Below are 11,759 nucleotides of genomic sequence, written 5' to 3' on the forward strand. Positions count from 1 at the left end.
GTGCCGGGGGGAAAGCCGACGCACACGGTACCCGCATCGCGGCCCACCGTGCCCGCCGCGGACGCCTCGGATCGCCCAGCGAGGCAGTTGCGGGGCCTTCGCGGGCGGTTATTCCGGGACGACCATGAAGTCGGTCACGAACGATGTCACGCGACCATCGGCGGCGCGACCGATCCAGGTGCCGTAGCAACCGTCTCCCCAACCGGTGGCCACGGTGACGACGTTGGCGCCGGTGGCCTCGTCCAGAACGGCGGTGATCAGCCCCGGGACCGGCGACGCGGGCAGCTCGTTCGGGATGAAGACCTCCTCGACCCGGTCCTCGTCCCACTCCTCCAGAACGGCCAGCGCCGTCGGGTCGGCGAGGGTGCCCGCGCCGGCGTCGACCCCGTACCCGAAGTAGTCGTCCGCGCCGAGCGTCGCGACGTCCTGGTCGCCCGCGACGGCCAGTTCCCAACGGGTGGTCGGCTCGTCCGAGACGACCAGCTCCAGGGCGGCCACCCGCCGGTCCACCTCGGCGTCCTCCCGCAGCACCACCGCCACCCAGGCGCGGGCGGGATGCCGACCGGGCGGCACGGTCACCGTGAACGGCTCGGCCTCCGGGCAGACCAGCGGGTCACACCCGACCACCTGACCCGTCGGCAACACGACGTCGCCCACCGGGTGGACCTCGATCAGGTATCCGCCGTGCTGGTCGGTGAAGCGGGCACCGGGCGTCAGCAACCGGTCCAGATCAGGGGTGTACGGCATGGGGGCTCCTCCGGTGGCCAGCGGCCGGCGGAGCGTACCCGGCCCGGCGGACACCGCCGTCGCTGCCGTACGGTCAGGCGCTCTTGCGGGGTGCGGCCTTCTTCGCGGCGGTCTTCTTCGCCGGCTCCGCCTTCTTCGCGGCGGTTTTCTTGGTGGCGGTCTTCTTCGCCGGCTCGGCCGCCTTCTTCTCGGCGGTCTTCTTCGCGGTGGTCTTCTTCGCCGGTGCCTTGGCCGCCTTCTTCTCGGCCGCCTTCTGCGCCGACCGGGCCGACGAGATGGGCGTCGGCTCGCCGCCGCCACCACCGCCACGCGCGGGTTGCTCGCCGCGAGCGGCCTTGGCCCGTTCCACGGACGCCTTCAGTGCGGCCATCAGGTCCACCGCGGCGGCCGGCGCCTCCTCGACCTCCTCCGGCTGCACGACCTCCCGACCCTCCACCTTGGCGTCGATGACCTCCTGCAACGCCGCCCGGTAGTCGTCGGTGAAGACGTCCGGCTCGAACTCACCGGTCATCGAGTCGATCAGGGAACTGGCCATCGCCAGCTCCGGCGGGCGCACCTTGAGGTCCTCGTCGAGGAAACCGAAATCGGGGGTACGGATCTCGTCCGGCCAGAGCATGGTGTTGAGCAGCAGCACACCCTCACGGACCCGCAGCGTGGCGAGCTGCTCCCGCTGGCGCAGCGCCACCTTGACGATGGCCACCCGTTCCGAGTCGATCAGCGCGTCGCGCAGCAGCACGTACGGCTTGGTCGCCGCGCCTTCCGGCTCCAGAAAGTACGCCTTGTTGTAGAGGATCGGGTCGACCTGCTCCGCCGGCACGAACTCCAACACGTCGATGGCCCGTGAGCTGGTCAGCGGCAGGTCGGCGAAGTCCTCGTCGGTGAGGATCACCATCTCGCCACCGCCGATGTCGTAGCCCTTGGCGATGTCGTCGTAGGTGACTTCCTCGCCGCAGACCGAGCAGGTGCGCTTGTAGCGGATCCGACCGCCATCCTCGCGGTGCACCTGGTGGAACCGAATGTCCTTCTCCTCGGTCGCGGAGTAGAGCCTCACCCCGATCGAGACGAGCCCGAACGACACGGCTCCCTTCCAGATGGCACGCATCCTGCGCTCCCTTCCCCGGTATCGACCATGCTCGCATCCGAAAGAACCGGACGCGAGCTGTTCGGCCTGCTACTACAGTCGGGTCGTGCCTGGCGCGCCGCTCAAGCCGATGCTCGCGATGACCGGGCCGCTCCCGGCCGGTGACGGCTGGGCGTACGAGTTCAAGTGGGACGGGGTCCGCGCGCTCGCCGACATCTCCGGTGGTGGTCAGCACCTGTATGCCCGCTCCGGCGTGGAGATCACCGCCGCGTACCCGGAATTGGCCACCCTGCCCGAGCAGGTCGACGACGCGCTGCTCGACGGCGAGGTGGTGCTGCTCGGCGAGAGCGGGCAACCGTCGTTCACCGCGCTGGCCGAGCGGATGCACGTGCGGGACCGGAACAAGGCGGCCCGGTTGGCGGCGGTCATGCCGGTGACGTACATGATCTTCGACCTGCTCCGGTGGAACGGCGACGACCTGACCGGCTGGCCGTACGAGCGCCGCCGGGAGGCCCTGGAGGCCCTCGCGCTCGGAGGCGCCCGGTGGGCGGTGCCCCCGACGTTCGCTGACGGTCCGGCCACCTACGAGGCGGCCGGTGAGCACGGTCTGGAGGGGGTGATGGCCAAGCGGATCGGTGCCGTCTACCGCCCGGGGGTGCGCTCACCGGACTGGGTGAAGGTCAAGCTTGAGGTGACCGGCGACTTCGTCATCGGTGGCTGGCGGCCGGGCGCGCGCCGGATCGGCGGACTGCTGGTCGGGGTGCCCGGCCCGGACGGTCGGCTGATCTACCGGGGTCGGGTCGGCGGTGGGATCGGTGCCGCCATCGAACGGCAGCTCCTCGCCGAGTTGGAGCCGCTGCGGTCCGGCGCGTCACCGTTCGCGCCGGGTGTGCCGCGCGAGGATGCCCGAGGGGCCATCTGGGTAGAACCCCGGGTGGTGGTGGAGGTGAAGTACGGCCAGCGCACTCCGGACGGTCGACTGCGCTTCCCCCGGGTGCTGCGGTTGCGCCCGGACAAACCCGCGGAGGAGGTCGACGATGCCGGCTGATCGGCTACGGGTGGACGTCGAGGGCCGCGCGCTGGAGTTGTCCAACCTGGACAAGGTGCTCTACCCGGCGGCCGGCTTCACCAAGGGTGAGGTGATCGACTACTACACCCGGATCTCACCGGTGCTGCTGCCGCACCTGCGGGACCGACCGGTCACCCGGATCCGCTTTCCGAACGGCGTGGACGACAAGTCGTTCTTCGAGAAGAACACGCCGGCCGCGACCCCGGACTGGGTGCGGGTGGAGAACCTCCCGGCGCCCGGCTCGACGAAGGGCCGGGAGACCATCGACTACGTGGTCGCCGACGACCTGCCCACCCTGGTCTGGCTGGCCAACCTGGCCGCATTGGAGCTGCACACGCCGCAGTGGAAGGTCGGCGAGCGCCCGGACATGATGGTCGTCGACCTGGACCCTGGGCCGCCGGCCGGGCTCGCCGAGTGTTGTCCGGTGGCGGTGCTGATGCGCGACCGGCTCGCCGAGGACGGGATCGAGTCGTACCCGAAGACCTCCGGCAAGAAGGGCATGCAGCTCTGCTGCCCGATCGCGGGCACCCAGTCGTCGGATCTCGTCTCCGACTACGCCCGACGGATCGCCCAGGAGTTGGAGAAGGCCCACCCGAAGCTGATCGTGTCGAAGATGGCGAAGAACCTCCGCCCGGGCAAGGTCTTCATCGACTGGAGTCAGAACAACGCGGCGAAGACCACAGTCGCGCCGTACTCGCTGCGGGCCCAGTCGGTGCCGTCGGTGTCGACGCCGCTGACCTGGGACGAGGTCGAGGCCGGCGCCCGCGGCCGCAAGCCGGCCGTCCGCCAGTTCACCGCCGCCGAGGTCCTGGCCCGGGTCGAGGAGTACGACGACCTGCTCGCCCCCCTGCTCGACGGCGGCCCGGAACTGCCCCTCTGAGCTGACGGCGCGGCGGGCTGTCCGTGACTGAGCGCGACAAGCGCCAGTGCCTCACCCAGCCCCCTCAACCCCCTTTGCTTTGCCTACCTATACGCAACACCACGATGAGCTGCGGATTCCTTCCTGGTCTCCGATGGTGCGGCCGGACCTGTGCTCGCAGAGCGTTAGCGTTGCGTATAGGTATGCAGAGCAAAGGGTCTGGGGTGGGGGTGTTGGCTGCGCCTGGCATCACCTTGTGTCACCGGCCCTGCGTCCATGTGCGGTGTGCGCCGGGCCGGGAGGTACGCGGCTTTGGTGACGCCGTAGAGCTGGTCCCGCATCAGGTTGCGGCGACGCGAACAGCCGGCGAAGCAGGCAGCCGCCACCAGGCGCCACCGATCAGGGCGAGCGTGACGACGGTGACCGCGACGTCGCCGGCCAGGGCCGCCGCCGGGCTCGCCGGGGAGTACGGCGGCACCAGGTACGCGAACGCGGCGGCGGTGAGCAGGCTCGCCGAGCCGGCGGCGAGCACGTGCCGCTGCCCCCAACCGTTGCGCGACGACCAGTACACGATCAGCGCTCCGACGGCGGCGGCGAGCGCCAGCGCGATGGCCACCCCCGCCCAGCCGGGCGTCAGGTCGGTGCCGAAGCGGACCAGGACGACCAGTAGGCCCACCCAGAGTGGGTGCGGCACCCGACGGACCCGACGCGGACGCGGGCGGCGCCAGCGCGGCAGCAGCGCCGTCGCGACGAGGGTGAGGACCAGCACCGTGGCGAAGGTCAGCTGGAGCGGACTGGCCAGGAAGTCCTTCCGGCCGCTGCTGTCCGAGAAGATCAGCAGACTGCCGAGCAGGTAGATCACGCCGATCACGACGAGCCCGGGCCGGCCCAGCCACGGCCGCAGCCGGCGGTCCGCCCCGAGGAACGACTCGACGACCACGATCGGGGCGCAGATGGTCAGCACGATGTGGTTGCCCACGTAGTCGAAGGCCTGCCGGAGGCTGAACTCCAGCCCGGGCACCAGCGTCGCCTCCGCGGCGGCGCGGGTGTCGGCGTACTGGGTGTCGTCGAGGAAGTCGGGGTTGAACAGCGACTGGTCGACCAGGCCCGCCTGGAGTACGCCGAACGCGGCGGCGAGCAGCACGATCGTCGGCCAACCCGCGCCGAGATGCCGGGCGGTCTCCCGGACCAGGATCGCCGCCCCGCCGTACATCGGGCCCAGGAAGATCAGCACCGGAAGGAAGTCGTCGATGGCGAAGCCACCCCACGAGCACTCGGCCGCCCAGGGCGCGAGCAGCAGCAACGCGAGCACCGGCAGGAGCCGCCGGCGCAGCGGAAGCCGGGCAGCGGCGACAGGGCGCTCGGTGTTGGCGGGGCCGTCAGTGGCGGTGGGGTGGGGCTCGGCCGTCATGGGCGCTCCTCGGCGGCGGTGGGGTGTCACCCCGTACCGTGCTCGGGCCACCCGACCAGCCGCTACGGCCATCGGCCGACGACCGGTGCGACCAAAGTCGTTGAGTAGGGTGGTGCCGACGTCGACCCGGGGAGCGTGGAGATGCAGCCAACCGTCACGGCCGACCTGACGGCCCGACCCGCCGACGCCGAACACCCGCTGCTCAGCTACCGCGACGAGGCGACCGGCGAGCGCGTCGACCTGACCGCACAGCAGGTCGGCAGCTGGGCGGCGCGCAGCGCGAGCCTCCTGCGCGACGGCTGCGGGCTCGGCCCCGGCAGCCGCGTAGCGGTCCTGCTGCCGCCGCACTGGCGTACCGCCGCGGTGTTGCTGGGCGCCTGGGCCTCCGGCCTGGCGGTGTCGTTCCGACCGCGCGCCACGGCGGGCCTGCCGGTCCTTGAGCCCGGCGGTGACCGGCCGTTCGACGCGGTCTTCGTGACGCCGGAGCGGCAGGACGACTGGCTGGAGGAGGTGCCGGACGCGCCGCACCGCTATCTCGTCGGCACCGGGCCGGGGCGGCTGGACGACGTGCCGTTGGGCTGGTTGGACTGGTCCGCAGAGGTGCTCCGGCACGGCGACGGCGCGCCCGACCACACCGCCATCCACCCGTCGGATCCGGCCACAGCGGACGGCACCACCTACGGCCAGTGGGGTGCGCTCGCCCAGGAGTTCGCCACGATGCTGGACCTACGCGCCGGCGACCGACTGCTGGTCGACGCCGCCGAGACCGAGCAGCCGCTGAAGTGGTTGCTCGCGCCACTCTCGGCCGGCGCGTCCGTGGTGATCAGCGCCAACCTCGACCCGGCGCGGCGGGACGCGATCGTCGTCGCCGAGCGGGTGACCCGGGTCCTCTGATCGGGCCGGACCGGCCCAAACAGCGCCGGCTGGCCCTGTTCCGTTACATCGGCATCTGCCCTGCTCAGAGGGTCTTTTGTCGATGTCGTCGGCATGTTCTCATACCGGAACAACGACGTCATCGACAACGCACCGCTCCCTCACTGAAAGGTGCACCGATGCACAGGAGATCGACCTTCCGACTGGCTGTCCTCACCGCGACCGCCGCCACGTTCCTTGCGTCCGGCGGCGCCTCCGGGGCGCTCGCCACGGCCGCCCCCACGGCCGCCTCCCCGGGTGTCGCGGCGTGCGAGCCGGGTTCCGAGGCGCACAGCGCCGCCCGGGTCGCCGAGGGCGCCACCGCCCAGGAGCCGGAGCTGTACTCCAAGAACGAGGCCAAGGCCTACGGCGTGATCAAGGACGCGCCGCGCCTGCCGAACGGCAGCGTCACCGTGCCGACCGTCTTCCACATGGTCTCCGACCACCCCCTCAGCGCCGCCGAGACGACCAGGTGGAACACCCTGATCGCGGCCCAGATGGAGGTGCTCAACGACTCGTTCGCGGGCCGTACGGCGGGAGACGCCTCAAACACCCCGTTCCGGTTCTCGCTCGTCGACACGACGTGGACGGTGAACAGCGCCTGGTACACGGTCGTGCCGGGCAAGAACGAGCGGGACATGAAGAAGGCGCTCCACACCGGCGACTCGGAGACCCTGAACGTGTACGCGGCCAACATCGGCGGCGGCCTGCTCGGCTGGGCGTACTTCCCGAAGGGCTACAACAACGGGCGCGACTACATCGACGGCGTGGTGATGCTCGACGAGTCGATGCCGGGCGGCACGGCCGGCAAGTACGCCCTCGGTGACACGCTGACGCACGAGGTCGGGCACTGGCTGATGCTGGAGCACACCTTCGCGCACGGTTGCTCCGCGTCCGGCGACTTCGTCGCGGACACCCCGCGCGAGGCGGCACCGCAGTTCGACTGCCCGGTGGGCGCGGACACCTGCACCGCACCCGGGCTGGACCCGATCCACAACTTCATGGACTACACGCAGGACTCCTGCATGAACATGTTCACGCCGGGTCAGGCCGACCGGATGAGCGACGCCTGGGTGGCGTTCCGCGCCGGTGGCGCCGGATAGCTCTCTGGTGACCGTCGGGGCCGGCGGGTCGCTGCATGCGACTCGTCGGCCCCTCGTCCTGCCGTCGATCGACTCGGCTTCCGTGCAACCGGGGCATCAACCTGCCCCGGACACCGCGACTTCCAGCAAACGGAGTCGATCAAGGCCGCGTGGGCGTCACCCGTTCGGTGGAGGTCATCCGTTCCGCCCGCTCGGACGTCTTGAGAGTTCCTACGCTCCGCCGAAGGCACGCGCGGTCGGAGCGCCGGCCACAGTGCACGTTGGCGGAGGGGACATGGTGTCGAGGCGCACCCGTCGGACCGTGGTTTCCGTTTCCCGCTCGCGCTCGGCGACATCTACGTCGACCAGCGGGACTCGAGCAGGTGGTGGCAGGTGTTGCAGTTCGGCCTGCAGAACCTCTTCGACCCGGAGCTCGACGAGTGGTTCACGATGGACACCTTCGAGCACCGCCCGGGCGTGGTCACCCTCCCGGACCGCTGCCCACCGCCCACCTCCTGAGACCCCCGCCCGGCCCCGGCCCGGTGTCCTCGTAGCGGAATCCGGCAAGCGTTGACGCGGGTCGGCTGAAGGCCGACACGCGTTTTGCCGCAACGGTGATCATGGTCCGGATGACGGTCACAGACCACCCGAATCGGCTAGCCGAGACCTGGTCATACCTCGATATGCTCTGGCCCCTCGATGGCGATGCACGCCATCGTCTACGGGGGGAGTGGCATCGTCGTGCGCGCACGAAGATTGCTGGCCGGGTCACTTGGCATAGTGCTCGGTGCGGGTTTGGTCGGCGTGACCGCCGCGCCGGCTCAGGCTTACCAGCAGTGGGACGTAACCAAGTCCGGTTGGGCCTACACTGATTCCCAACTGCCGAAGAAGTCGTTCGTCAACCCCTCCGGGGACGCGCCGATCGGCGCGTGGACCGACGCGGGCGGAAAGAAGCACAAGTCGCGGTCCTACTTCACCTTCGACATCACACGCTTCAGTGGCGCCGTCATCCACAAGGCGGATCTGGTCATCGCCGAGGGGTCGGCTGCCGACTGCACCTCGGCGCAGCCGGTCGAGTTGTGGCGCACCGATGCGATCAAGGCCACCACGAGCTGGGATTCGGCGCCGCGTCAACGCGAACTGCTCGGCACCGTGCACGCCGGTGGCGAGGCGACCTGCCCCGGTTACCTGGCGTGGGACATCATGCCCGCCTTGCAGAAGCTGGCGAAGCAGGGCGTGCAGACCCTCACCGTCGAGTTTCGGGTGCCGCACGGTTACGAGGGCGACCTCTCCCACGGCCGTAAGCTCCGCCCGTACCCGTCGATCCGTACGGAGGCCAACCACGCGCCGACGGTGACGCAGATCGGGCTCGAGTTTCCGTCGTGGTCCTGCGGCACCAAGGACAAGCCGCAGCCCGTGGGGGCGCGCAACTACACCCTCATGGTCCGGGGCGCGGACGCAGACCCCTACGACTACGACTACTGGGGACAGTTCGCCGCGTGGCCGGTCGGCCACGAGGACCAGCGCTCCGAGCTGTCCGGCTCGAGCTACTCAGGCGCCCTCTCCAAGGTCACCTGGGACATGGGGCAGTACCCGCACGGCAGCGTGATCGCGTGGACCGCTCGCGCCTACGACGGTCACGACTACTCCTCCTGGGCGAAGCCGTGCTTCGTGAAGGTGGACGGCGAGCGGCCGGCCACACCTCTGGTCAGTTCGGTCACGTACCCGGACGACGGCGAGCCCCATGGCGGCTCGGGCGTCCCCGGCACGTTCACCTTCAAGGCGAACGGATCAAAGGACGTGGTCGGCTACTACTGGGGGCGCTTCGGCGAGACGTACAACTACATCGCCGCTCCGCAGCCGGGCGCGGACGTCACCCTCGAATACACGCCCACCTCGTTTGTCGAGTATCTGAGCGTGCGTAGCGTGGACAGCGCCTCGAACTCCTCGCCGGTGGTTGAGTACGACTTCTTCGTCAAGTCCACGGCCCCCGGGGTCCGGGTGACCATGGGCGGTGTCGGCCTGCCGAGCCAACTGGCGATCTCGACCAACGTCGAAGGAGTCACCGAGTTCGGCTACCGGATCGGCGACGGCGCGGATGTTCGGGTGCCGGCGGACGCCGACGGCGCCACTGTCGTCCCGGTGGTGTTCACGCAGACCGGTCTCGTCCGGGTCCAGGTGCGCAGCTACGTCGGCGCCGAGATGGTCGGCGCGTACACCGAGGACGTGCAGGTCCGCGACAACCCAGTCGTGGAATCGGCCGACTTCGCCTTCCCGGAACACGATGGCGTGGTGGACCGTGCCGGCAGCTTCACCTTCCGGCCTGGCCGGACGGGCGTGGCGGCCTACGAGTACGCGTTCCAGTACGACGAGATGCGACGCGTCGACGCGGCGGCGGACGGCACCGCGGTGCTGCCCTGGACGCCGACCGAGCCGAACTGGTACACGCTGAATGTGCGCAGCATCAGCGCCGACGGCACCGTCTCGGAGGTCGAGCAGTACCAGTTCAACGTCATCGACGCCAAGCCGACCGTCTCCTCCGGCACCTACTACGAGTTCGGCGCGTGGGGCGGCGTGGGCATCCCCGGTGAGTTCAACTTCGACACCGCGATGCCGGACGTGGACGCCTACCTCTACCGGCTGAACGACGGTCCCGAGGAGACTGTCGACCCGGAGTACAGCTGGGCTCGCGCGACGATCGCCCCCGAGCACTCCGGCAGCAACACGCTGACGGTCCGTACGCGCTTCCTGGACGGATCGTTCTCGCCGACGCGAACCTATACGTTCGAGGTCAGCGATGCTCCGGTGGTGACGTCCAGCGAATACCCGGAGAACGGCGACGGAGGCCAGCCCGGCCAGCCGGGTCGCTTCACCTTCAATCCGGGCCGCTCCGACGTGGTGGAGTACCGCTACGTGCTGGAGTACAGCGGCGAGGAGCAGGTGGTGGCCGCCGGAGCGGACGGCAAGGCGACCATCGAGATCGCGCCCGTGCATCCCGGCTACACCCTGCTGACGGTCACCAGCCGGGCGGCGGACGGCACCGCCAGCGCCGAACGGCGGTACTACTTCCGGGTACGCGATCCTCGCGTGAACGTGGGCAGCGCGTACGACGAGTACACCCCGCGTGGCGGGATCGGCGCGGTCGGCAGGTTCGGTGTCGACACCGAGATCGGCGAGGTGACGACCTTCGAGTACCAGCTTAACGGCGGCGCCTGGCAGAGCGTGCCGAAGACACCCAACTCGCTGGTCACCGACATCTCGGTGACCATGGATCGCAACGGCGCGAACGTGTTCTCCGTGCGGGGCCGCACCGAGGCGGGCGAGTACACGCCGCAGACGGACTACCCGTTCCTGGTCGGCACCGCGCCGAGGGTGTCGTCGACCGCCTATCCGGAGGGCCAGTGGGCCGGTGGCGTCGGCGAGCCGGGCGACTTCACCTTCACCCAGGGCGGCCCCGGGGTGGTGGAGTTCGAGTACACGATCGACAACGGGGAGCCGGCCACGGTGGCGGCGAACGCCGCCGGGGTCGTCACAGTCACCTATGCGCCCACTTCAACCAGCTCGCACACCATCAGCGTGCGCGGGCGTACGGCCGACGGCGCGTGGTCCGACTCGACCAACTATTACTTCCTGGTCGACTTCTCCTGATCCGGCGGTGAGCGCGGTGGGTCGCCCCCTCGGGGGGCGACCCACCGCGCTCAGTCGAACGACGGCAGTGACGGGCCGAGGACGTCGTCGGCGTCCACGATCGTGTACGCGTACCCCTGTTCGGCGAGGAAGCGTTGCCGGTGTGCCGCGTACTCGGTGTCGATCGTGTCCCGGGACACGACCGTGTAGAAGTGGGCCTGCCGGCCGTCGGCCTTCGGCCGGAGCACCCGGCCCAGCCGCTGTGCTTCCTCCTGGCGCGACCCGAACGTGCCCGACACCTGGATCGCCACCGCCGCCTCGGGCAGGTCGATCGAGAAGTTGCCGACCTTGGAGATCACCAGCACCTGGTCGTCCGGGTGCCGGTCCACCAGTGCCTTGACCACGGGCAGCTTCGTGCGGGCGGTTGCCGCCATCCGGTAGCGCTCCTCGGCCTCCGCCGTCGCGTACGACATGCGCTCGGCGTCGGTCAGGGTTACCCGGACCTCGGTGCACTCGGCCGGGGCGATCCAGCCCTGCGACTCGATGTCCTTCCACGGCGCGTCGTACCGCTTCGGGCCGATCAGGCTGAACACGTCACCCTCGCGGCCGTCCTCGCGTACCAGAGTCGCAGGCCCTTGATCCTCAGGTAGGCGGCGTCCCCGTCCGGCCGGGCCGGCACGCCGTACCCGGCTGCCGCCGCCCGGGGTGCCAGCATGAACCGCGCGCCGATGAAGCCGCGACCAGCCTGGCCCGGGGCTTCGCCGAACTGCCGAGGCGGTGCGCCCGGTCGCTGGGGACGACGACCTCGAGACGTTGACCGATACCTTCTGGGCTGGCCTGCACGGGCTGGTCACACTGATGCGCAGCGGCCGGCTCCGCCGCGCCGACCACGAGCAGCGGCTCGCGGTCCTGGTGGAGCGCTTCTCGCCGTAAGAGCCGCCGGTCAGGACTGTCGCGGCCGTCCCGCGCGC

General features: G+C 70.2%; 9 protein-coding genes and 1 pseudogene. 6 read left to right on the forward strand and 4 right to left on the reverse strand.

What is annotated here, in order from left to right:
• Positions 1 to 108: 108 nt before the first annotated feature.
• Positions 109 to 747: a DUF4241 domain-containing protein gene (locus GA0070619_RS30495; protein ID WP_088951210.1), complete on the reverse strand. Its 639-nt coding sequence runs from the start codon at positions 745 to 747 to the stop codon at positions 109 to 111.
• A 73-nt stretch (positions 748 to 820) separates the two neighbouring features.
• Positions 821 to 1,849: a non-homologous end joining protein Ku gene (gene ku / locus GA0070619_RS30500; RefSeq protein ID WP_088951211.1), complete on the reverse strand. Its 1,029-nt coding sequence runs from the start codon at positions 1,847 to 1,849 to the stop codon at positions 821 to 823.
• Between the two features lie 85 nt (positions 1,850 to 1,934).
• Between ku and ligD (GA0070619_RS30505) the strand changes: the two genes are divergently transcribed.
• A complete protein-coding gene (ligD, locus tag GA0070619_RS30505; protein WP_088951212.1) occupies positions 1,935 to 2,876 on the forward strand; it encodes a non-homologous end-joining DNA ligase in 942 nt (313 codons plus the stop codon).
• Positions 2,866 to 3,777, forward strand: a complete 912-nt coding sequence (gene ligD / locus GA0070619_RS30510) for a non-homologous end-joining DNA ligase (RefSeq protein ID WP_088951213.1) — start codon at positions 2,866 to 2,868, stop codon at positions 3,775 to 3,777. The genes ligD (GA0070619_RS30505) and ligD (GA0070619_RS30510) overlap by 11 nt, the downstream gene beginning before the upstream one ends.
• A gap of 319 nt (positions 3,778 to 4,096) precedes the next feature.
• On the opposite strand, the gene GA0070619_RS30515 is transcribed toward ligD (GA0070619_RS30510), so the two are convergent.
• The gene (locus GA0070619_RS30515; RefSeq protein ID WP_231927192.1) at positions 4,097 to 5,167 is read right to left on the reverse strand and encodes a hypothetical protein; all 1,071 of its coding nucleotides are present in this window, start codon (positions 5,165 to 5,167) and stop codon (positions 4,097 to 4,099) included.
• Between the two features lie 141 nt (positions 5,168 to 5,308).
• Between GA0070619_RS30515 and GA0070619_RS30520 the strand changes: the two genes are divergently transcribed.
• The 4 genes from GA0070619_RS30520 (at position 5,309) to GA0070619_RS30530 (ending at position 10,809) form a co-directional block, all read left to right on the forward strand.
• Complete coding sequence (locus GA0070619_RS30520) at positions 5,309 to 6,061, forward strand: TIGR03089 family protein (RefSeq protein WP_088952155.1); 753 nt, start codon at positions 5,309 to 5,311, stop codon at positions 6,059 to 6,061.
• 158 nt (positions 6,062 to 6,219) lie between these two features.
• On the forward strand, positions 6,220 to 7,182 hold the full coding sequence (locus GA0070619_RS30525) for a zinc metalloprotease (RefSeq protein ID WP_088951214.1): 963 nt from the start codon (positions 6,220 to 6,222) through the stop codon (positions 7,180 to 7,182).
• Positions 7,183 to 7,554: 372 nt separating this feature from the next.
• Entirely contained in the window at positions 7,555 to 7,680 is a 126-nt protein-coding gene (locus GA0070619_RS33890) for a hypothetical protein (protein WP_269458541.1), read from the forward strand.
• Between the two features lie 222 nt (positions 7,681 to 7,902).
• A complete protein-coding gene (locus GA0070619_RS30530) occupies positions 7,903 to 10,809 on the forward strand; it encodes a hypothetical protein (protein ID WP_088952156.1) in 2,907 nt (968 codons plus the stop codon).
• A gap of 50 nt (positions 10,810 to 10,859) precedes the next feature.
• Here GA0070619_RS30530 and GA0070619_RS30535 read toward each other — a convergent pair.
• Positions 10,860 to 11,417, reverse strand: a pseudogene (locus GA0070619_RS30535) (DNA repair helicase XPB); the annotation flags it as partial.
• Positions 11,418 to 11,759: the final 342 nt, after the last annotated feature.

The sequence above is a fragment of the Micromonospora zamorensis genome, assembly GCF_900090275.1.
GTDB classification, from domain to species: Bacteria; Actinomycetota; Actinomycetes; order Mycobacteriales; family Micromonosporaceae; genus Micromonospora; species Micromonospora zamorensis.